21 protein-coding genes and 1 tRNA gene are annotated in these 21,000 nt (G+C 53.9%); 12 read left to right on the top strand and 10 right to left on the bottom strand.

The genetic code is table 11. The features are described from left to right. The first annotated feature begins 150 nt into the window (after positions 1-150). Both tcuA and C5Y44_RS09895 read left to right on the top strand, forming a co-directional pair. Positions 151-1,641 (top strand): FAD-dependent tricarballylate dehydrogenase TcuA, encoded by a 1,491-nt coding sequence (tcuA, locus tag C5Y44_RS09900; protein ID WP_105324794.1) that lies wholly within the window; start codon positions 151-153, stop codon positions 1,639-1,641. 125 nt (positions 1,642-1,766) lie between these two features. Then, positions 1,767-2,426: a GntR family transcriptional regulator gene (locus C5Y44_RS09895; RefSeq protein ID WP_105324793.1), complete on the top strand. Its 660-nt coding sequence runs from the start codon at positions 1,767-1,769 to the stop codon at positions 2,424-2,426. Positions 2,427-2,491: 65 nt separating this feature from the next. Here the strand turns inward: C5Y44_RS09895 and C5Y44_RS09890 are convergent. Next, positions 2,492-2,579 (bottom strand) — tRNA-Ser (locus C5Y44_RS09890). 139 nt (positions 2,580-2,718) lie between these two features. Between C5Y44_RS09890 and C5Y44_RS09885 the strand changes: the two genes are divergently transcribed. Next, entirely contained in the window at positions 2,719-3,675 is a 957-nt protein-coding gene (locus tag C5Y44_RS09885) for an NAD(P)H-quinone oxidoreductase (protein WP_105324816.1), read from the top strand. Between the two features lie 16 nt (positions 3,676-3,691). Here the strand turns inward: C5Y44_RS09885 and C5Y44_RS09880 are convergent, their stop codons facing one another. Beyond that, a complete protein-coding gene (locus C5Y44_RS09880) occupies positions 3,692-4,900 on the bottom strand; it encodes an aminotransferase class V-fold PLP-dependent enzyme (RefSeq protein ID WP_233189946.1) in 1,209 nt (402 codons plus the stop codon). A gap of 103 nt (positions 4,901-5,003) precedes the next feature. On the opposite strand from C5Y44_RS09880, the gene C5Y44_RS09875 reads away from it, so the two are divergent. From C5Y44_RS09875 to C5Y44_RS09865, 3 genes are all read left to right on the top strand, one after another. Continuing rightward, a complete protein-coding gene (locus C5Y44_RS09875; protein WP_105324791.1) occupies positions 5,004-5,897 on the top strand; it encodes an ABC transporter permease in 894 nt (297 codons plus the stop codon). 8 nt (positions 5,898-5,905) lie between these two features. Continuing rightward, positions 5,906-6,703: an ABC transporter ATP-binding protein gene (locus tag C5Y44_RS09870; protein WP_105324790.1), complete on the top strand. Its 798-nt coding sequence runs from the start codon at positions 5,906-5,908 to the stop codon at positions 6,701-6,703. 195 nt (positions 6,704-6,898) lie between these two features. Then, the gene (locus C5Y44_RS09865) at positions 6,899-7,333 is read left to right on the top strand and encodes an XRE family transcriptional regulator (protein ID WP_105324789.1); all 435 of its coding nucleotides are present in this window, start codon (positions 6,899-6,901) and stop codon (positions 7,331-7,333) included. A gap of 93 nt (positions 7,334-7,426) precedes the next feature. Here the strand turns inward: C5Y44_RS09865 and C5Y44_RS09860 are convergent, their stop codons facing one another. Both C5Y44_RS09860 and C5Y44_RS09855 read right to left on the bottom strand, forming a co-directional pair. Then, positions 7,427-8,557, bottom strand: a complete 1,131-nt coding sequence (locus C5Y44_RS09860) for a mandelate racemase/muconate lactonizing enzyme family protein (protein ID WP_105324788.1) — start codon at positions 8,555-8,557, stop codon at positions 7,427-7,429. Positions 8,558-8,614: 57 nt separating this feature from the next. Further along, the gene (locus C5Y44_RS09855) at positions 8,615-9,970 is read right to left on the bottom strand and encodes a gluconate:H+ symporter (protein WP_105324787.1); all 1,356 of its coding nucleotides are present in this window, start codon (positions 9,968-9,970) and stop codon (positions 8,615-8,617) included. 203 nt (positions 9,971-10,173) lie between these two features. Between C5Y44_RS09855 and C5Y44_RS09850 the strand changes: the two genes are divergently transcribed. The 4 genes from C5Y44_RS09850 to C5Y44_RS09835 all read left to right on the top strand — a co-directional run bounded on the left by C5Y44_RS09850 (position 10,174) and on the right by C5Y44_RS09835 (position 15,084). Continuing rightward, on the top strand, positions 10,174-11,076 hold the full coding sequence (locus C5Y44_RS09850; protein WP_105324786.1) for a LysR family transcriptional regulator: 903 nt from the start codon (positions 10,174-10,176) through the stop codon (positions 11,074-11,076). Positions 11,077-11,171: 95 nt separating this feature from the next. Then, positions 11,172-12,116 (top strand): 5-dehydro-4-deoxyglucarate dehydratase, encoded by a 945-nt coding sequence (locus C5Y44_RS09845; protein WP_105324785.1) that lies wholly within the window; start codon positions 11,172-11,174, stop codon positions 12,114-12,116. A gap of 32 nt (positions 12,117-12,148) precedes the next feature. Further along, on the top strand, positions 12,149-13,723 hold the full coding sequence (locus C5Y44_RS09840) for an aldehyde dehydrogenase (NADP(+)) (RefSeq protein ID WP_105324784.1): 1,575 nt from the start codon (positions 12,149-12,151) through the stop codon (positions 13,721-13,723). A 35-nt stretch (positions 13,724-13,758) separates the two neighbouring features. After that, the gene (locus C5Y44_RS09835; protein WP_105324783.1) at positions 13,759-15,084 is read left to right on the top strand and encodes an enolase C-terminal domain-like protein; all 1,326 of its coding nucleotides are present in this window, start codon (positions 13,759-13,761) and stop codon (positions 15,082-15,084) included. 64 nt (positions 15,085-15,148) lie between these two features. Here C5Y44_RS09835 and C5Y44_RS09830 read toward each other — a convergent pair whose 3' ends face one another. Both C5Y44_RS09830 and C5Y44_RS09825 read right to left on the bottom strand, forming a co-directional pair. Beyond that, entirely contained in the window at positions 15,149-15,838 is a 690-nt protein-coding gene (locus C5Y44_RS09830) for a hypothetical protein (protein WP_105324782.1), read from the bottom strand. 49 nt (positions 15,839-15,887) lie between these two features. Then, positions 15,888-16,544 (bottom strand): GNAT family N-acetyltransferase, encoded by a 657-nt coding sequence (locus tag C5Y44_RS09825; RefSeq protein WP_105324781.1) that lies wholly within the window; start codon positions 16,542-16,544, stop codon positions 15,888-15,890. A 43-nt stretch (positions 16,545-16,587) separates the two neighbouring features. Between C5Y44_RS09825 and C5Y44_RS09820 the strand changes: the two genes are divergently transcribed. Beyond that, the gene (locus tag C5Y44_RS09820) at positions 16,588-17,529 is read left to right on the top strand and encodes a glycosyltransferase family 2 protein (protein WP_105324780.1); all 942 of its coding nucleotides are present in this window, start codon (positions 16,588-16,590) and stop codon (positions 17,527-17,529) included. A gap of 18 nt (positions 17,530-17,547) precedes the next feature. Here the strand turns inward: C5Y44_RS09820 and C5Y44_RS09815 are convergent, their stop codons facing one another. From C5Y44_RS09815 to C5Y44_RS09800, 4 genes are read right to left on the bottom strand one after another with little or no spacing between them, the layout of a single operon-like run. Then, complete coding sequence (locus C5Y44_RS09815) at positions 17,548-18,006, bottom strand: GtrA family protein (RefSeq protein WP_105324779.1); 459 nt, start codon at positions 18,004-18,006, stop codon at positions 17,548-17,550. A gap of 24 nt (positions 18,007-18,030) precedes the next feature. Beyond that, positions 18,031-18,441 carry a GtrA family protein gene (locus C5Y44_RS09810; RefSeq protein WP_105324778.1) on the bottom strand — a complete coding sequence of 137 codons (411 nt, stop codon included), beginning with the start codon at positions 18,439-18,441 and terminating at the stop codon, positions 18,031-18,033. Positions 18,442-18,447: 6 nt separating this feature from the next. Next, the gene (locus C5Y44_RS09805; protein ID WP_199186027.1) at positions 18,448-19,431 is read right to left on the bottom strand and encodes a hypothetical protein; all 984 of its coding nucleotides are present in this window, start codon (positions 19,429-19,431) and stop codon (positions 18,448-18,450) included. A gap of 24 nt (positions 19,432-19,455) precedes the next feature. Next, positions 19,456-19,887: a hypothetical protein gene (locus C5Y44_RS09800; RefSeq protein ID WP_105324777.1), complete on the bottom strand. Its 432-nt coding sequence runs from the start codon at positions 19,885-19,887 to the stop codon at positions 19,456-19,458. A gap of 80 nt (positions 19,888-19,967) precedes the next feature. Between C5Y44_RS09800 and C5Y44_RS09795 the strand changes: the two genes are divergently transcribed. Continuing rightward, positions 19,968-20,981 (top strand): nucleoside hydrolase, encoded by a 1,014-nt coding sequence (locus C5Y44_RS09795; RefSeq protein WP_105324776.1) that lies wholly within the window; start codon positions 19,968-19,970, stop codon positions 20,979-20,981. Positions 20,982-21,000 lie beyond the last annotated feature (19 nt).

Below are 21,000 nucleotides of genomic sequence, written 5' to 3'. Positions count from 1 at the left end.
ACAACAAGACCTAAATGAACCGCGGCTCACCCATCCCACCCGCATACTGCATTAATGCACGGAATAAATACTTAATTCACGACACCGCTTGACAGGGCGGCCTGTATACGGTTGTATACAATGAAACTGTCACCTACCCAGGAGTCCAACATGACTGACACTTCCATTCCCACAATTCGCCAACTCACCGCCGACGTCGTAGTCGTCGGCGGTGGCAATGCAGGCTTTACCGCTGCCCACGCCGCAAATGAGCGTGGACGCACGGTCTTCCTCCTCGAACGAGGAGAGCCTGATATGGCAGGCGGCAACAGCTTCTACACTGCGGGAGCCACCCGCATGGTTCATAGCGGCCTAGATGACTTGCGAGACCTCGTCGAACCCGATGACCGTCACTCTATCTCCGAGGTTCCGCCCTACTCCGCCCAGGAATACACCGCGGACTTGGAAAAAGTCACTGAAGGTCGCAATGATCCGGACCTGACGGAGGTGCTAGTCACTGAAGTCTCCCCTACCTTGCGCTGGCTAAAGTCCAAGGGGTTAAAGTACCGCCTGATGTACGAACGTCAAGCATACGAGCGCCCAGATGGCACTTACTTGTTCTGGGGAGGGCTCCATGTAGGCAATGTTGGCGGCGGCGAAGGCCTCATCGCTGACCACACTCGCGTCGCACAAGAAAACGGCATTGAAATTCTCTACGGCCACCGCGCAATCGAACTCATCACTGAAAACGGCAAGGTCGTGGGCGTTCGGGCTGAATCCCGTGAAGGACCCGTAGAGATTCGTTCAGAATCCGTTGTCATGACAGCTGGCGGTTTCGAGGCCAACCCGGAATGGCGCCGCGAGCATCTCGGGGAAGGCTGGGAAAATGCGAAGGTACGCGGCACTCCCTATAACCAAGGCGATATGATCAAGGCCGCGTTGAGCATCGGCGCGGAGAAGGGCGGCGACTTTGGCTCTTGCCACAGTGTGCAATGGGATGCATTTACTCCGCAGAACGAAAGCAACCGCGAGCTGACTAACCGCCTAACCCGCCAGAGCTATTTCCTTGGGATTATTGTTAACCGTGATGGGAAACGCTTCCTTGACGAAGGCGCTGACTTCCGTAACTACACCTATGCGAAGTACGGCAAAGAGATCCTCAAGCAACCAGGATCAGTGGCTTATCAGATTTACGACGCCAAACTTCGCCCAATGTTGCGCACAGAAGAATACGATATGCCGGATATCTCTGTAGAAACTGCTGATACCATCGAGCAACTCGCAGAAAAGATCGGCGTCAACCCCGAGGCTCTCGCTGAGACCATTCGTGAATACAACGAGGCGATCAACCCAGATACAGAGTTTGACCCGACCGTCAAAGACGGAAAGATTTCGGCTACCACTCCGATCAAGAGCAACTGGGCTGCCCCACTGAATGAGGGTCCTTTCTACGCCTACCCAGTTACCTGTGGCATCACATTCACCTTTGGCGGAGTCAAGACTGATACCCACGGCCGCGTGTTGAATAAAGATGGCGAGCACATCGAAGGCCTCTACGCGGCTGGCGAGATGCTCGGCGGATTATTTAGCAATAACTATCCAGGCGGCAGTGGCCTTGCAGCTGGCGTAGTCTTTGGCCGCCGTGCTGGCGCGCTGGCGTAGCCCACTGTGTTGTCAGTAGATTCCGGTAATTAGAACCCCGTATACTGACAACACATTTCCACTTCAAACAATATCGTCCGACGGAAACACCAGAATGTTTCACCCGGAAAGGTAGGAGTAAAACGATGGCCAATCCCCCTCGGATCGATATTGACTCGATCTTCTCTACTCTCCGCGATGAAATCATCTCTGGTGCGCACGCACCGGGATCACCATTTCGAGAGATCGCACTGTCTAAAAGATTCGGAGTCTCCCGAACCCCCATCCGCACTGTCCTATCCCGGCTAGAGCAGGACGGGCTCCTCGACCGTGTGGGACGTGGACTTCAAGTGCCGTATCCGGATCCTGAGCGGGTAATCCAGGTCTATGACATGCGCATCCTCCTTGAGGCAAACGCCGCCCAAGAAGCATCCCAAGCCCGACAGCTTTCCGATACTCTTCGAATGGAAGCGCTTTTGGCACGTGACCGGGAACTACAAAATCCCGACGATCACGAACGCATGTCCACCAACCTGGAATTCCATGCAGCAATCTGGCGAGCTACGCACAATCCTGTGCTTATCGATCTCCTAGAACGGCTAAGTACACACCTTGTCCACTCCCCACGCTCGACACTTTCAGAAGACGGCCGGTGGGAACAATCCTTGGACGAGCATGCGGCAATTCTCGAAGCAATCGTCCAACGCGACGGGGACAAAGCCAATGAACTCGCGCGCACCCATATGAGTAAGGCCCGCGAGATTCGCCTAGAGCTGCTGCGCGAGGCGGCAATAAAATCACTATGACAACAAATGCGGTAAATAAAGAAAATACGCCCGATCATCTGGAAAACCAGGTGATCGGGCGTATTTGGCGGAGACGGAGGGATTTGAACCCTCGGTGAGTTTCCCCACGCTGGTTTTCAAGACCAGTGCATTCGGCCGCTCTGCCACGTCTCCGTGTGCTCTAAGAGAGATTCACACATCTACTAGGGTCTGAACTCAAGCACACAAAAAGACTACCCGATCGAAGGTTAAAGACTAAAACTGCGTGCTTGATTGCGCAAACTTGTCTAGCGTGGAGGGTATGACTGATGTGATGAAAGCAATCGTCCAAACCACCGAAGGGGACCCAGCAGCCCTCGAACTCCAAGAAGTACCGAAGCCAACTCTGCAGCCCGGCGAAGTACTGGTCAAGGTCGCTGCCTCAGGTGTTAACCGCGCAGACCTTACCCAGGCAGAGGGCAACTATCCGCCACCGAAGGGTGGCTCGGAGATCCTTGGTCTCGAGTGCGCTGGTGAAATTGCTGACGCTGGCGATACCAACCGCCAAGTAGGTGAAAAAGTGGGTGCTTTGCTGGTCGGCGGCGGCTATGCCGAATACGTCGCGGCACCAGAAGGCCAGCTGCTTCCTATTCCAGAAGGTTTCTCTTTCGCAGAAACTGCAGCGGTAGTCGAAACCGCCTGCACTGTCTGGTCCAATATCGTCATGGAAGTGGGCCTCAAAGAAGGCGAAACCATCTTGATCCACGGCGGTGGCGGCGGAATCGGCCTGATGGCTATTCAAATCGCTAAAGCTATTGGCGCAACCGTTGCGGTAACCGCAGGTTCGGCAGAAAAGCTTGAGGTGTGCAAGAGCTACGGCGCCGATATCTTGATCAATTACAAGGAACAAGACTTCGCTGAAGAGCTCAAGAATCAGTGCGATGTCATCCTAGATATCGTGGGCGGGCCATATCTGAAGAAGAATATGTTCGCGCTCGCCAAAGGCGGACGCATGATCACCATCGGTCTCCAAGGCGGCAATAAGGCCGAGATCAACATGGGCGTGATGATGATGAAGGATATCTCCCTCCACGGCACGACCTTGCGTCGCCGCTCACCAGAAGTAAAGGCAGAGATTGTCCGCCAGACCGTTGAGAATGTCTGGCCAATGCTGGAAGATGGACGCGTAAAGCACCACATCCATGAAACCTTGCCGCTCGCAGATGCGGCTAAGGCACTCAATCACCTGGTAGAAAGCTCACATACCGGCAAGGTTGTTTTGGTGCAGTAGCCTCAAAACAACGGAGTTAAGCCAACGAGGCAACCACGCGAACTAGGTGCTCAATATCTTGATGGGTGTTAAACGGGCTTAGAGATACGGTGACTGCGCCGCCGATGTCATCAGCACCCATCTCAGAAAGCAGCTCACTGCGTGGGGTAAGCGTAGTGACTAGTCCATTGCCGAAGAGGCGCTGGTGCACGGTTTCCGCAGGAACATTCTTCACAGCAAAAGAAAGTCGCGGAATACGGTTATCAGTGCGCGCACCACTGGCTGCTTCGCCGGTAACACCCAAGATGTGCACGGCGGGAAGTGTGCCCATCAAGGTATAGAGCTCATCGCTAAGCTGGCTCATGTGCTCTGCCACCTTAAGCATCGAACTGCGTAACCGTGTCCGGCGCGAACCAGGCAGTTCATCATCCGGATCGCCTAAACGCGCAAAGTGGTCAGCCAAAGGGCCGACACCGCCAGCAAGACCTGCTGACACACGAGATTCCAGATCATCGCGCGTGATGTTAAGGCGCTTGAACATGGTGGTATCGCGAAATACCAACGCAGCAACCTCAGGTCCACCGACTTGAGCCAAGTCAATGCCTACAATATCGGCACCAAGCTCATCAATATCAATGGAGCGGTACGTAGCAAGCGCTGAGACATCCACCAGCGACCAAGCGCGCGACTGACGACGAATGATGTCAGTAATCTCTGTAACCGGCGCTACCGAGCCCAGAGTGGCGTGTGCGGCGGTGAAAGAAACGAACCTCGTGGAGCCATCGATAAGTTCATTGAACTGATAGCCCGGTAGCTCACCCGTGCCGAGGTCTGGCTGGGCCCACCGAATATTCGCATCAATATCGCCTAACGATGCCGAATCTAGCCGCTGCAGAACCACCGAAGAATTACGCCGCAGCAGGTGTCCCAACTTGGACGCTAAACGGGAATATAAAACGGGCAGACTCGGACCCAAAACCACAGAGTTCTGGTGTGCACCGGTCATATCGGCGATCGCCATGCGCGCTGTTGAGATGAAATCAGCACGCTCTAAACGCCCGGCGGCAACGGGGGCGGAATGCGAACCGCTTGAAGTTTCCACCGCCGCAACTGCTGGCGACATCCGGAACGCGCGAGCTACACCTGCAGAAACTCGTTCCGCGATTTGTGGCTGATCGTGCGCATTGAGGTATGTCCAGCCGTCGGACAGACCTGTGTAAAGACCGCGCACGCTAGCTACATCCACGTCAAGCTCTCCCTCCTGCTGGCTCTTGACGCTCACTACTCTATACGGGTTTATGGGCGGGTGAAAACCACCAAGTGAGCTTCTTGGCGCTAGGGTATTCGGCATGGAGCAAGAAAAAAATTCACTTGCCGCAGATATTGCGCGCATGACTAGCACTCCAGAGGGTCATACCGTACCGCCGTCAGATTCCAAGACTTTCGGTGCGGCGTTCAAAGACCTTCTCCAGGGCGCTAAACAGCACGAACTGTGGCTAATGTTGGGTCTGCAAGACATTAAGCAGCGCTACCGCCGGTCGGTTTTGGGACCATTTTGGATCACCATCGCAACTGGTGTGATGGCGTTGGCATTGGGTTTGTTGTACTCCATGCTCTTCCAGCTGCCGCTGGCAGATTTCCTTCCACACGTGACCGTCGGTCTGATTATGTGGAATTTCATCTCCGGCGCGATTAAAGAGGGCTCTACTATCTTCATTGATAATGAGGGACTCATTAAACAGCTTCCGGCACCGCTATCAGTGCACGTCTACCGCCTAGTGTGGCGACAAACGTTGTTCTTGGGCCACAACCTGATTATCTGGCTGTTGCTGATTATCATCTTCCCACGCTCGTTGGGTTGGGAGTTCTTCCTGGTCATCCCGGGCATGCTGTTGTTAATTGTCAACGGTGTGTGGGTAGCGATGTTCTTCGGTATGGTGGCTACACGTTTCCGCGACGTTGCGCCTTTGCTAGAAGCGCTGACGCAGCTGTTGTTTTATGTCACGCCGATTGTGTGGACGACGAAGACGCTTACAGATCAAGGTGGCTCGGTGGCAGATCGCGCTCGCCTGGCTGAGATTAACCCGTTGTACCACTACCTTGAGGTTGTTCGCGCACCGTTGATTGGTGAGCCGGTAGCTGCTTATCACTGGTGGATCGTCTTGGCATTTACCGCAGGCGGACTACTTATTGCCATGGTGGCTATGCGCCAGTGGCGCTTCCGCGTGAGCTACTGGGTTTAAGGAGAACCATGGTTTCTATTGATACATACAACGCATGCGTGGACTTTCCCATCTTTGATGCGAAGTCACGCTCGCTGAAGAAGGCCGTGCTTTCAACCGCTGGTGGCGCCATCGGACAAAATGATGACAACGTAGTGGTTGTTGAGGCACTCAAAGACATCAACTTGCACCTGCGCGAAGGCGACCGCGTTGGGCTCGTCGGCCACAATGGCGCCGGCAAATCCACCCTGTTGCGTTTGCTCTCACGTATTTATGAGCCCACCCGTGGCTCTTCCAATGTGCGCGGGCGCGTTGCCCCTGTCTTCGATTTAGGCGTGGGCATGGATCCGGAAGTCTCCGGCTACGACAACATCATCATTCGCGGGCTGTTTTTGGGTCAGACCATCAAGCAGATGAAGTCCAAAATGGATGAGATCGCAGAATTCTCTGAACTCGGTGATTACCTCAATATGCCGCTGCGCACCTACTCCACCGGTATGCGTGTGCGCCTGGCACTGGGTGTTGTGACCTCCATTGAGCCCGAAATCTTGCTTCTCGATGAAGGTATCGGCGCCGTTGACGCCGCCTTCATGGCCAAAGCGCGCGTGCGCCTTGAAGAGTTAGTGAAGCGCTCCGGCATTTTGGTCTTTGCGTCGCACTCCAACGACTTCCTCGCGCAGCTCTGCAATACCGCGCTGTGGATTGATAAGGGACAAATCCGTTCCGCTGGTGAAGTAGCCGATGTCGTCGGTCAATATGAAGGCCCTGAAGTTGGCCAGTACGTCCGCGATTTGCGTACCCGTTTCGAGCGCGAAGACGCTCAATAATCAACACGCCGATAACCATGCCCACTACGGTGTACATCCTCCGAAATTCCGGTTGGATTTAATCACCGCAGTGGGCATTTTCTCTTTTTACACTGCACTTCTCCCTCGCTGCTGATTACGTGGATATGGGCTTCCCACAACCCATACCCACGCTTAAATCAATTCGGCTCTATAGCTGCGAAAAGGAAGAATATTATGAAGCGCATTTCTGCCGCTGCTCTGGCGGTTGTAACCGCTCTGTCTTTATCTACCGGTGTCGCATCCGCACAAGATCTGGGCAAAGGATCTTCAGGTGTCGATAGCCAAATCCGCAAAGATCTCCTCAAGTGGCAACTTGAATCTCCAGTCAGCGGAACCTTATTAAAAGAACCGACTAGCTCAATCAGTGCCGCAAATAAATCTTCCGACGCTATTCGCAGCCATAGCTCGGAAGATACCTCCGATAAGATCGCTGAATCCAGCTGGGGCCTAGCGAAGAGCTCCGTGCGACAAGATTTCCAAAACGGTGATCCTATTGGCACCTCCCTCGATACAATTCTCACGCTGGGTGGTGTCCTAGCCCTGGGAGTCATCATCTACAACGTCGCTTTGCAGGCAGGCTTCCAACTGCCTCACATCGCTGCGGAGTAAGCTCTATCCAATCGTCGCATGAAAAATCCGCTTCCTGCAGTGGGAAGCGGATATCTTATTTAGTGCAGTTTACGAGGTTGGTCGATTGTTGAATCAACCCCCAAATACAGCGGATTCGCGAGTCCATGCACGAGCTTGATCCGTCAACGTAATGCCGAGGCCAGGTCGGTCTGGAACAATCATTCGTCCGTCGCGGGTCTCGAGCTTTTCATTAAAGAGTGGATCGAGCCAATCAAAGTGTTCCACCCAAGGCTCACGTGGATACAGTGCCGCCATATGCAGATGAATCTCCATGGCGAAGTGCGGCGCAAGGTCGAGCCCTGCTGCATCGGCACGCGTCAATAATTTCTGGAATTGGGTAATACCACCAACTCGTGGGCAGTCCGGCTGAATAATATCGCAGGAACGATTATCAATTAGGTCTTGGTGTTCACGAACCGAGGCCAGCATTTCCCCCGTTGAAATAGGAGTATCTAGCGCTTGACGCAGGTCAGCATGCCCGATCGCATCATAGGCATCGAGGGGTTCTTCAATCCACACCAAATTGAACTCATCCAGTGCGCGCCCCATGCGCAGCGCGGTTGCCCGGTCCCACTGTTGGTTGGCGTCGACCATCAATGGAACATCATCACCGATGTGTTCACGTACTGCAGCGACGCGGCGTATGTCTTCCTTGTTATCAGGAAGGCCAACTTTGATTTTGATGCCGCCAATGCCTTCCTCGATGGATTGGGTGGCGCGGTCTTTCACTTCTTCAATCGTTGCATTAAGGAAGCCACCAGAGGTGTTGTAAGTCCTCACGGAATCCCGGTAGGGTCCAAGCAGTTTTGCCAAAGGCAGCCCGGCACGCTTGGCCTTCAGGTCATACAAAGCGATGTCAATGGCAGCCAAGGCTTGGGTTGCCACGCCCGAACGTCCCACGGAAGCCCCTGCCCACAGCAGTTTGTCGTACAGGCGAGGAATGTCATTAGGATCTTCGCCGATGAGATTATCGGCGACTTCACAAGCATGAGCGTATTGAGCGGGTCCGCCAGCACGCTTGGAATAGGAAAAGCCGATTCCTTCATGGCCGGACTCGGTCGTGATCTCAGCGAAAAGGAAGACGACTTCGGTCATAGGCTTTTGGCGACCGGTAAAGACTTTCGCATCAGAGATTGCGGTCTTCAGAGGAAGAACAACGGATGATAGTTTGACCTGGCGGATGGAATCAATATTGGTAGACATAGCATTTGCCTTTCAATTGTGATGGATTTTAATTCAGGACTTCTCGGACAAACCCGATTAGACGATCAAGCTCATTCCAAGGACTCCAATTAGTCCAAGAATGGAAAGCACCGTGGTGTAGGTTGTGCGAACTTTGATGGTGTCAATTACAGATAGGTTGAAATACTCCTTAAACATCCAGAATCCAGGGTCATTAACGTGGCTAAATGCGATGGAACCACACGCCGTCGCAAGAACCATCAGTTCTGGAGATACCCCACTGGCTGCCACGAGCGGCGCAGCAATACCCGCGGCAGTCGTAACTGCAACCGTGGCAGAGCCCAACGCAATACGCAGGATTACGGCCGTCAACCACACCAGGATGATCGGGTTCAAATCCCAGCCACCAGTCATGTCAGCGATGTAATCGGCAATACCGGTTGCAACAAGCACGTCCTTAAAGGATCCACCAGCACCGATAACCATGATGATCATCGCCATTCCCTTGGCTGATTCGGCCATTGAGATTGCTAGCTTCGACATCGGCGTGCCACGCATCGGCCCAAAGACGATGATCGCTACAAAAAGGGTAATGAGCAGCGCAACTTCTGGTGAACCGATTAGGCCAATGAACCTGCTAAGTGTGTTCTCTGCAGTCGAAACCATTGCGTAAATCTCTGCACCAGCAATGAGAATGATTGGCAGGATCGCCACAGAAATAGATGTGAAGATGTCTGGCATTTCATCTTCTTCGAACAACTTCGATGGAGCGAGGCCCTCCGGAATTGTGGGGTTCATCTTCTTCACAAAGCTCAGACGAGGCCAAACCATAGCAACGAACGCACCAGCTATAAGTGCCATACCAACGCCATAAAGAATGGTTCGACCAGTAGAAGCTTCATAGATACCCGCCGCAGCAACAGGCCCTGGGTGTGGCGGCAGGAAGGAGTGCATAGTCGACAGAGAAATCGACATCGGAAGGCCCACCCACAACAAGTTCGTGTTGGTAGCCCGAACAAGCGTGAAAGCGACAGGAACGACAATAACGAAGGCAGTTTCGTAAAACATCGTGATACCGATAATCATCGATGTAGCAATCATCGCCCACTGAACATTCTTTTCACCAAAGACATCAACAATCTTAAGCGCGATTCGTTGAGCAGCACCGGCATCACCGATAACACGACCGATCATTGCGCCGAGCCCGATGACAATCAATGTGTGTGCAAGCTGCCCGCCTAAGCCTGTGGCAATAATGTCTGGAATCGCATCGACACCGACAGCCTCCCCGTCAACTGAGAGCCGGCCCGTTCCTGCACCCCACAGTGCGACACCAGCTGCCACAGTAAGCAGCGCGATAAAGCCGTTTAATTTGAATTTGGTCATTAACACCAGCAGGACAACTACTGCGAGTGCGACGATCAGTAGCGGCATGATCGTCCTCCTTCATTAGGAATAGTTGAGGTTTTCCAACCCCTGAGTTCTTTGTGATTTTCAAAAGTGCGCTGTCACCCTGACAAAATACTTCTTGTGGGTGGCATCACATCTAGAAGGAATCGTAAAGAGGCTCATTGATGTTTGTCTAAGGTTATTAAGGTATTCAGTGATACCCAAAACGCATACACCTAAGGAGCCGCATGTATACCCTTGATCAGCTGCAGTGCTTCATAACCGTCGCGGAGCACCTCCATTTTGGACATGCCGCAGACGAGCTGAACATGACCCAACCGCCACTAAGCCGCCAAATTCAAAAACTGGAAAAAGATGTCGGCACCCCTCTCTTGCTTCGAAATAACCGCAAGGTTGAACTCACCCCAGCTGGTACAACCTTTCTACGCCAAGCCCGAACCATCTTGAACTCAGCAGAAAATGCACGACAGCTCGCACGCCTTTCTGCAGTAGGACTCAGCGGTCAAATTCGCATCGGCTACACCACCGCGTCAGGACTAAGCATCCTCGGACCCCTACTTAGTTTCATAAAGAATAAAATTCCAGCGGTCCAAATTGAAGTGTTCGAAATGGTCACGCGAGAACAGCTCGAAGCACTTGAAAATGAGACTATCGACGTAGCGGTTGGCCGTCTCGAATACGGCGACGAAGAGCACCTAATGAAAGAGATCCATCATGAAAGCCTGGTCTTAGCAGCTCCCGTTGACCACCCGCTCATGCTCCAAGATGGCCCACTGCTCCGTGAACACATCGGCGGCCAACCCCTAATCATTTACTCCCCAAACAAGGCGAGGTATTTCTACGACATCACGGTCCGAAACTTCCGAGTCGACCACCATCAGGTTGCTTACTCGCTCAGTCAGGTGGGCGCCATGGTTGCACTGGTCGCTTCCGGTCACGGAATTGCCCTCGTCCCCGAATCTGCCAAGCGAGTGTCATTTCCTGGGGTTGGACTTCGCCACTTTGAAGACCTAGACGAGGGCATCATTAAAACGCAGATGATCGCCAAGCAAGATACCCATAATCCAATAGTCAAACGGCTGTTTACTTTGATCGACGAAAACCAGATCAAGTTCAACAATGCATTTTAGGTATTGACACATGCCTTAAAAGTGTTGGACAGGTATGGACACGCTCCATAGACTCCAAGTCAAGTAATCCACGTCACTTACAAAGGAGTGTCCCCATGTCCCGCTTTACCCCAACTGAGTTGCAGCAGCAGCTCAAGGATGGCTTATTGTCCTTCCCTGCCACCGCATTCGATTCCAACCTTGAGGTTGATGAAAAGGCGTACCAAAACCACATTGAATGGCAGTCCAGCTATGATGTCGCAGGTCTATTCGCTGCAGGTGGAACAGGAGAAGGCTTCAGCCTCACACCTGAAGAAAATCACCGCGTAACCAAGCTTGCTGTCGAGGCTTCTCGTCCGGAGGTTCCAGTTCTCGGATCCGCTGGTGGTAACACTCACCAAGCAATTGAGCATGCCAAGGGTGCTGAAGCAGCTGGTGCCGAAGGTTTGCTGCTCCTTCCCCCATACCTGACTGAGTGTGACCAGGACGGCCTCTTCGAGCACGCATCAGCAATCATCGGTTCTACCTCCCTATCCGTCATCGTCTACAACCGCGCAAACGCGGTATACCAAGCTGATACTTTGGCTCGTCTGGCTGAGCGCCATGAGAACTTTGTCGGATACAAGGACGCGACCGCAGACATCGAGCACCTAGCTAAGGTCACCACCACCAACGGCGACCGCCTGTTCTACCTCGGTGGTCTACCAACTGCAGAAACCTTCGCACTGTCTTTGCTCGAGATGGGTATGAGTACCTACTCTTCCGCAATGTTCAACTTCGTCCCTGACTTTGCTCTGAATTTCTACCGCGATGTTCGTGCGCAGAATACCGAAGCCGTCCAAGAAAAGCTGAAGAACTTCGTACTCCCCTACTTGGATATCCGCGACCGTGGCCAAGGTTTCGGTGTATCAATTGTCAAGGGTGGCCTGAAGGTACAAGGTCGCGACTGCGGCCCAGTTCGTCCACCACTTCAAAACCTTTCTGAAAAAGACTTGCAGGACCTGAAGAATCTCATCGATTCTTCAGGAGCCGGCGCAGAAAAGCACACCCCGGCTAAATAAGAATCCAATCCACATCCAAGGAAAGGAACGCTATGACCAACCAGATCAATGGACAGTCCCTCATCAATGGCGAATGGGTAACCGGAACCGACGGAACCGTGACCGGTTTCAACCCAGCCACCAATGAAGCACTTCAACCAGAATTCGGTCTACTCAACGAAGAGCAGACCGATCAAGCTGTAGCGGCGGCGAAAGACGCGTTTGCTAGCTACCGTGCAACCACTCCCGAAGAGCGTGCAGCATTCCTCGACGAAGCTGCAGATCAGATTGAAGCGCGCCGCGAAGATATCGTCGCCCGCGCAACGCAAGAAACCGGCTTGCCAGAGGCTCGCCTTAACGGAGAAACTTCACGCACCACGAACCAGCTGCGTTTATTCGCCGAGGTCTTGCGTCACGGCAATGACAACAGTGTGCGCATCGATCCCGCACAGCCAGATCGTCAACCAGCACCACGCGTAGATATCCGCCAGCGTCGCATTCCGCTGGGCCCCGTCGCGGTGTTTGGCGCGAGCAACTTTCCACTCGCATTCTCCACTGCTGGCGGTGACACTGCATCAGCACTAGCTGCGGGTTGTCCTGTAGTCTTCAAGGCTCACAACGCACACCCTGGTACTTCCGAGATTGTCGCGCAGGCGATTAAGGCAGCAATCGAGAAGCAAGGTCTACATTCGGGAGTCTTCAACCTAATCTATGGGCCAGGTGCCAAGGTCGGCCAGCGCTTGATCTCAGATCCTGCCATCACCGCAGTTGGTTTCACGGGTTCCCGTAGCGGCGGCATGGCCTTGTTCCACACTGCCAACCAGCGTCCAACCCCGATTCCGGTTTATGCCGAGATGAGTGCGGTTAACCCGGTATTTGTTCTCCCCGGAGCACTTGGGGATACAAAGGCACTCGCCGAAGGATTCTTCGGATCAGTTACTGGTTCAGCTGGCCAGCTATGCACTAAGCCGGGACTCCTCTTCCTACCGGAAGGCTCTGAAGGTGACTCTTTTGTATCCGCGGTATCGGAATTCTTTAATGGCTCGACCGGTCAGACTATGCTCACCGCTGGAATCGCTAATGCTTGGTTGGATGCGACCAAGAAGCTACGTTCCCAAGACGGAGTAGAAGCCATCGGAGAAGGTAACGCCGGCCAAGGTGAGAATGCTCCAGCGCCTGTCATCTTTGAAACTGACCTCGCCACTTTCGATTCCAATGAGGTATTGGAAGAAGAAATGTTTGGCCCAGCCTCTCTCATCATCCGCTACTCCTCCATTGATGAGCTCGTAAAGGTAATTGACCGTTTGGAAGGTCAGTTAACTGCAACCTTCCACGCAACCGAAAGCGACCACGCTGACGTCGAGAAACTTCTCCCACATGTCGAATTGATTGCAGGCCGGATCCTCTTCGGTGGCTGGCCAACCGGCGTCGAAGTTGGCCACGCCATGGTTCATGGTGGTCCATTCCCAGCGACCACCAACGGCGCAACAACTAGCGTTGGAACCTTGGCAATCGAGCGTTTCCAGCGTCCAGTTGCATACCAATCATTCCCAGAAGTACTACGCCCTGAACCAATCCAGGACGCCAATCCATGGAATGTCCCACAAGTTGTTGATGGACAGTTCTAACTACTCCTAATCCTCTATTCGAAGCGAGAATCGCGATGAACAACACCACCACTATTGAACAACTGCGAGTAGTACCTGTTGCAGGTCACGACTCAATGTTGTTGAATCTCTCAGGAGCTCATGCCCCATTTTTCACCCGTAACATCACGTTAATTACGGATTCTGAAGGCCGCGTTGGCCTTGGTGAAGTACCTGGCGGCGAAGCAATCCGTCAGACCATTGAGGAAGCCAGCGAGCTTCTCATCGGCAAACCTGTTGCCCAGTACAAGTCGCTGCTTAACCAGTTCCGCGCCAAGGTTTCAGGCAAGGACGTTGGCGGACGCGGCAACCAGACCTTTGATCAGCGCATTGGCGTTCACGCTGTCACTGCTATCGAATCCAGCTTGCTGGATCTAATGGGACAAGCACTAGGTGTTCCAGTCGCAGAGTTGCTTGGCGATGGTCAACAGCGCGCAAGCGTTCCAATCTTGGGATACCTCTTTTATGTAGGAGACCCAGACAAGACGGATCTCCCATACTTGCGCGAGCCAGAAGCAGAAGGTTGGGACCACATTCGCCGTGAGGAGGCACTGACTCCTGAGGCAGTGGTGGAACTAGGTCGTGCGGCATCCGAGAAATATGGTTTCAAGGACTTCAAGCTCAAAGGCGGCGTACTGTCTGGAGACGAAGAAGTCGAAACCATCCGTGCTCTCAAGGAAGCTTTCCCTGACGCGCGAATCACTCTCGATCCGAATGGCGGATGGCTGCTCGAGGACGCGATTCGCTACGGCAAAGCAATGCAAGGACTCATCGCATATGCCGAGGATCCTTGTGGCGCCGAAGGCCGATTCTCATCCCGTGAGGTTATGGCAGAATTCCGACGTGCGACCGGGCTTCGAACCGCTACCAACATGATTGCCACTGACTGGCGTGAAATGGCACATGCGGTGCGCGAGGGTTCCGTGGATATTCCTTTAGCTGACCCACACTTCTGGACCATGTCTGGTTCAACTCGTGTGGCTCAGCTGTGCAATGATTTCGGTTTGACGTGGGGTTCGCACTCCAATAACCACTTCGATATCTCCCTTGCAATGTTTACCCACGTCGGCGCTGCCGCACCGGGTGAAATCACTGCATTGGATACCCACTGGATCTGGCAGGATGGTCAGGCCCTAACCAAGAACCCACTCCAGATTGTCAATGGTGAAATCGATGTTCCTTACACCGGGGGCTTGGGGCTTCAGATTGATGAAGACCGTCTTGCTGAGGCTCACGAGCTGTACAACAAGCACGGACTGGGTAGCCGCGACGACGCCTTGGCTATGCAGTACCTCATCAAGGACTGGGAATTCGATGCCAAGCGTCCTTGCCTAGTTCGCTAGGTCCTCTTTCAATTAAATCTTTAGTGGGTTCCCAGGCGTCCATTCGCCCGCGGAACCCCACTATTTATTGTCTAGAGGATTTCGGGGCTATCACTTGATCAATCGATAGTGGATTCAGCGTATCTACGTTGAGCCACGAGCGTTGCGGTGCGGCGAGGTTAGGAAAGCGCATTCCGGGTTCAATACCTGGCTGGATTTCTGTAAGCGATTCAGCCAGGTCATACCAGTATTTGACCACGGCGTGAAACTGAGGCGAAAGCTCGGTGATATCGACGGCTTCGTGGTACGGAATAGAAGCCCAGCGGGGATAGACCACCACGCGTTTCGCATATTTCATCAATGCTAAAAACTCCATGGCGGGCAGCACTTCTTGAAGTGGCTTATTAACAGGAGCATGCGCGTGGAATTTGATTCCAATGCGCTCTTGTTGGTGATGTTCCACCATCACAAGAGAAAGCACGCCGCTATCGTCTACCAGTTTGGCTTCAGTACCGGTAATTTCTTGCGTGCCGGCATCGCTATGAGAAAGCGTACTGGTGCGGGCAACGTAGCTGGTGGAAAGGGCGAGGGCGTCGACGGTGGCGAATTCTTCATCGAGAAGCAATATGCGAAATTGCCGCGAGGTTGGCCGGTTGCCATCAGGTGGAAACAATGACACGGCGGCACCGGCCAGCATGGTGCCCAGCCGCCCGGGCGCCTCAACGCTGGCGGTGACAAAAGTTTGCGGCTCCTGCAGTTCATCCAACCATCGCATAAACCCCAATGTACGCGCCCTTTTTAGCAAAAGCAGCGCATAAGCCGTGCTAGATGCCCAGAAGAGATTTCAATTCTGGGGTCACGCCGTGCACTTCGCACTGAAGCTTCGCTGGACGATGATAATTGCGGCGTAGAAGTTCCGCCCGCACCCCGGGTGCGGTGTGGTTATCAGGTCCCAGGGATTCCACGGTGATATCAGCGGTGGTGGTATATCCCAACTTGGCGCTCACAGCCGCCGATGCTTTATTGCTGCACGCCCAGGCGGTGGTGAGGCGTTCAGCTCCGAAATGGTTAAAGCCCAGCTCTGCGATGGCGTGGCGCACCAAAGTTCCGATGCCCCGGCCTTGAAAGCGGTGGTAGATCCACGAACCGGTTTCGATAGATTTCGTGGTCGGAAAATCATTGGCGCGCATATCAACAGAGCCGATCACTTCGCCGTCTTTAATCACAACCAAGTCCAGGGACCAGTGCGCGGGCGACATCTGTACACGGTGTTCCCAGCGAAATAGCGCGGGGCTATTGGTTTCATCGAAAAGCCAGCCAAACGCGTGCTCGGGGATGTCGGCGCCGAAGATATCGGTCGGGGTGGCATCGCTAAGCACTGCGATATCTTCATCCCGCATCACCCGCAGTGAAATCTCCTCACCAGCATGAGAAGCTGTGATTTCTAAGCCAAAAGGCGGCCAGATGCGCGCGAGATCCATGGCGAAATGCTACCACCGGGAAATTCGTGAAAGAATAAACGCCATGCCCACTTCGCGCACTACTTCCCCACGCATTGCACCTTTACGCTCCACCGGTTCCACCGCGGCGGTCATTGTCACCCATAACCGCGTGGAATTATTGCGCGCCTCGCTAGAGCAGGTAGTAGGCCAAACCCACCCGGTGCAGTGGGTCATTGTGGTGGACAACGGTGCGGATAAGGCCGTTAAGCAGCTTGTCGATGACCTCGCCGGCGAGCGTGCCGTTTATGTCCCCTCCAAGACCAATTTGGGTGGTGCCGGCGGCTTTGCCTTGGGATTTTTAACCGCACTTTCTTTGGGCGCCGATGCCATCTGGTGTGCCGATGATGACGGCCGCCCCGCTGATAAAGCTGTGTTGAAAGAGCTCTACCGCGTGGCTGAAGCTAATGCGCTGCATGAGGTCTCCCCTGCTGTATGCAATATCGACGACCCCGGTGCACTAGCTTTCCCACTGCGTCAGGGGCTGGTGTGGCGCCGGCGCATGGAAGAGCTAGAAGGCGAGTTCTTGCCTGGAATCGCCTCGCTTTTCAACGGCGCGCTGATTTCTGCCCGCGCCATGGAGATCATCGGCGTGCCTGATTACCGCCTGTTCATCCGCGGCGATGAGGTGGAATACCACCGCCGCCTGGTTAATTCGGGCTTATCGTTTGGAACTGCGCTTACCTGTGCCTACCTGCACCCAGATGGCTCTGATGAATTCAAGCCGATTTTGGGCGGCAAGATGCACACCCAATACCCCGAAGGCGAGTTCAAACGCTATTTCACCTACCGCAACCGTGGCTACTTGCTGTGGCAGCGCGGCATGCGCAAGCTACTACCGCAGGAATTCGCGCGCTTTGGTTGGTTCTTCCTCGTCCAGCAGCACGACCCGAAGGGCTTTGCGCAGTGGCTCAAGCTGCACAACCGCGGCCGTCGCGAGGATTTCCGCCGCCCAGAGCACGGTTAATCCACGGCTATCGCACGGCTAGACTTCGCGGATTTTGGGCGCGTTGCGGAAAATCAACCAACGCTGCACAAAGAAATTGATCACGGTGGCGGTTCCTTGCGCGAGGATAAATGCCACCACCAGCGCGTAGGTGGAGCGCCAGTCTAAGGTGTGATCGAAAAATGGGAATGCCCACCGGTAAATCACAATATTGACGGCATAAGTAAGAGCATAGGTCAGCGCCACCATGGCAAAACGTCGCTTGGATGGCTGCGCGCGAAAAGTCCACCGGCGATTCAGCAAATAGGCCGTTAAGGTACCGAAGAAAAAGCCCACTGAGCGCGCTTCAATATTGCCTAAAAGCGCCAGCGCAATCTGGAAAATCCAGGTCAGCCCTGCATCAATCACCGCGGAGATACCGCCGGTGATCGCGAATTTAGTGGACTGGCCGCGCAGTGAATTTGATTTAGCCAGACGTGCGGCACCTTCAGAAGTCATCGCGGTTATCCTATCTAAAAAGACTTACTTTGATTTAAAAACAAAGACGCGTTGGATAACAAAGTTTGTCACCGTGGCAACACCCTGCGCAATCACAAAAGCAATGGTGTCTTTGACTAAACCATCAAAACCTAATGCTTGCAGCGGGGAATTTAGCAGCCAGTACAACACATTTTGCACCGCAAAAGTCGAGGCATATAACAAGGCCACACTGATTGCGGTCTTGCCGGAAATCTTCGCGCCGAAAGTCCAGCGCGCATTGACCAAGTAGGCCGCGACGGTGCCAAAGACCCAACCGATTGCCTTGGCCGCAGAGCGGTGCAGACCGAAATAGGTCAGCAGCATGGTGACTGAATAGTCCAAGATCGCGGTGAAGATGCCGACGAGCACGAACCGCGAAAGTTGGGTTTTTAAAGAGTTATTCGATGAAGTCACGAAGGGTTAGCCTACCCCACGCAATAGCGCGCGGAAGATATCTAAACGGTCTACGGGCGCGGCGGCCTCAGGTCCCCAGGCGCCAACAGACGCCAATACGCTTGTCGATGCCTCACACATCGCCCAGATTTCTTCCGCCGTTAGCTCCTCACCGTCATCATCAATCCACCCCAATGCTTCCATGGTGGTGGCGGTAACTGCGCCCATTAATTCTTCACTGCCCATGCACGCAAGACCTAAAATAATCGACCAAAATGCGTCTTGGCCCTCGGTTGTTACCTCCCGTGGCAAGGACGCGAGTTTCTTGGTCACTTCAGGGGATAAGTCCACGTCACGGCTAAGATCAAGAGCCTGTAAAAGGGGGACGAAATCAAAGAGTCGGGAGCGTTCAATAATCCCGCGGGCCGGCGGGGTCAGATAGGTCAGAATCTCATCAATGACCGCTTGCCCGGTCAATGCCGCGTTAATCGCGGTGAGGTCAAATTTAGATCCCGGAAATGATCCTGAACCGCCCACGCAGAGTGCTTGCGGGGTGCCGCCATCACGCGGATAGATCTCTGCAACTGTGAGCTTAAAGTCCCACAATCCCCAGGTGAATTCCACCACTTCGCCCTCGCGCCATAAAAATTCGGCGACGTGGTGGTTGGGATTTATCCTTTGGGCTTCTTCATCCAAGTAGTAAAAGTGCCACGGGGACTCTTCGTGTGGCAGATCAAAGCAGGTCACCAAAACATCGTGAAGCTGTGCGAAAGTTAATGCGTCGTTGATACCGATATGGCGATGTACTTCTGCATCATCGCGAATATTGGAGACTTGCAGGATGACGGTGAGTGGTTCGCGGCGCAAATGGACAGTCATATCTGCATCAACGTGGTCTTTGTGATCCTCGCCGCCGGTATGACCGTCGCGGGTGGAATCTGCGAGCTTTTTGCGCTCGCGCTTTTTACGGTCATGAAGGCTGTCGAGGTCAAATACTCCAGTGCCTGACATAGTGCCCAGCGTACTTAAATGTTACTAGCCGCGACGTGCGGCATACTCACTAGCAGCGAAAACTACGCCAGCGCCTACCCCGCCGAAAATCGACCAGGGTTTCTTCACCCCACGCTTGGTCAACGCCTGTGCGAGCTTGCGCAAACCAAGGACTTTCAGCACTGCAATGATGCTCAGACCAGCGATAAGCTGCCACAGCGGCAGGCTAGATTCAGCCGGTGGCTCCGGAGTGGTGTCTTCGTCTTCATCAATGGCGTTGAGGTAGCCCACCAGTCCGGTAAAGGAGCCCAGCAGCAAGATATAGGAAGTAGTCAGCGCCTTCGGATTTTTGATGTAATCCGGGAGACTCAGCGCCGCGCCTGCAAAACCTGCCTGTACCACGCGTCCAGCCAGGGTGTCATCGAGGGCGTAATTGTCTTCTTTATTGTCCGCAGTGTTGAAAGATTCATTCGTCATAGCGCCCCAGAATACCTGCGTCGAGTCAATTGCCGGGGAGTTGTGAATATATAGGAAGGTAGCGAGTAGACTTTGCGAGAATGAACGCAGATTCCACCTCACCTGCACGGAAAATCATCCTCGATTGCGACCCGGGCCATGATGATGCCATCGCCATGCTGCTGGCTCATGGCAATCCTAACCTGGAGCTTTTGGCCGTAACCACCGTCGCCGGCAACCAAACTCTGGAAAAAGTCACCACCAATGCGCGCGCGGTAGCACGCGTTGCGGGTATCACCGGCATTCCTTTTGCCGCTGGTGCTTCACGCCCCCTGGTTGGCCCGCAACTTATCCCCGATGAAATCCACGGCGATTCTGGCCTCGATGGCCCACAACTGCCTGAGCCTAGTGTCCCGCTGGAAGATATCCACGCGGTCAACCTCATTGCCCAGGTTATCTCTGAGAATGAACCCGGTTCCGTGGTCATTATCCCCACTGGTTCCTTGACGAACATCGCGCTTTTCGCTCGCATGTACCCACAGCTGGTTGAGCGCGTTGGCGGCATCACCTTGATGGGCGGCGGGCACCACACCGGCAATATGACCCCAGCTGCTGAGTTCAATATCTTGGCTGACCCGGAAGCCGCAGCGATTGTCTTTGAAGAATCCTGGCCAGTAACCATGGTCGGACTTGACGTCACCCACCAGGTGCTTGCGGTTCCTGAGCGCATGGATCAGCTCAAGGCCATTGGCACTGATGTTGCGCAGTTTATCGCGGAGCTCGTGGAATTCTTCGGCGCTTCCTACATGAAAGAGCGCAACTACCCTGGCCCACCTATGCACGATCCTTTGGCTGTGGCAGCGGTTGCTGATCCTTCCATCGTGCGTACTGTGCGCGCTCCCATTTATGTGGAAACCCAAGGCCAGCACGCGCGCGGACAAACCATCGTTGATTTCCGCCGCACCTGGTCTAATAATGACCCGAGCGGACTAGGGGTCACCGATGACCCAGACTTTGATCCCCCGAATACCGCGGTAGCCGTGGACGTAGATGCCGAAAAGTTCTGGGATCTGCTGGTCGGTGCCCTAACTCGCATTGGCAACACCAACTTTTAAGACTTAGCGCTTTAACCGA

The organism is Corynebacterium sp. J010B-136 (genome assembly GCF_002967075.1).
Classification (GTDB): domain Bacteria; phylum Actinomycetota; class Actinomycetes; order Mycobacteriales; family Mycobacteriaceae; genus Corynebacterium.
This window is presented reverse-complemented; position numbering and strand designations above follow the sequence as displayed.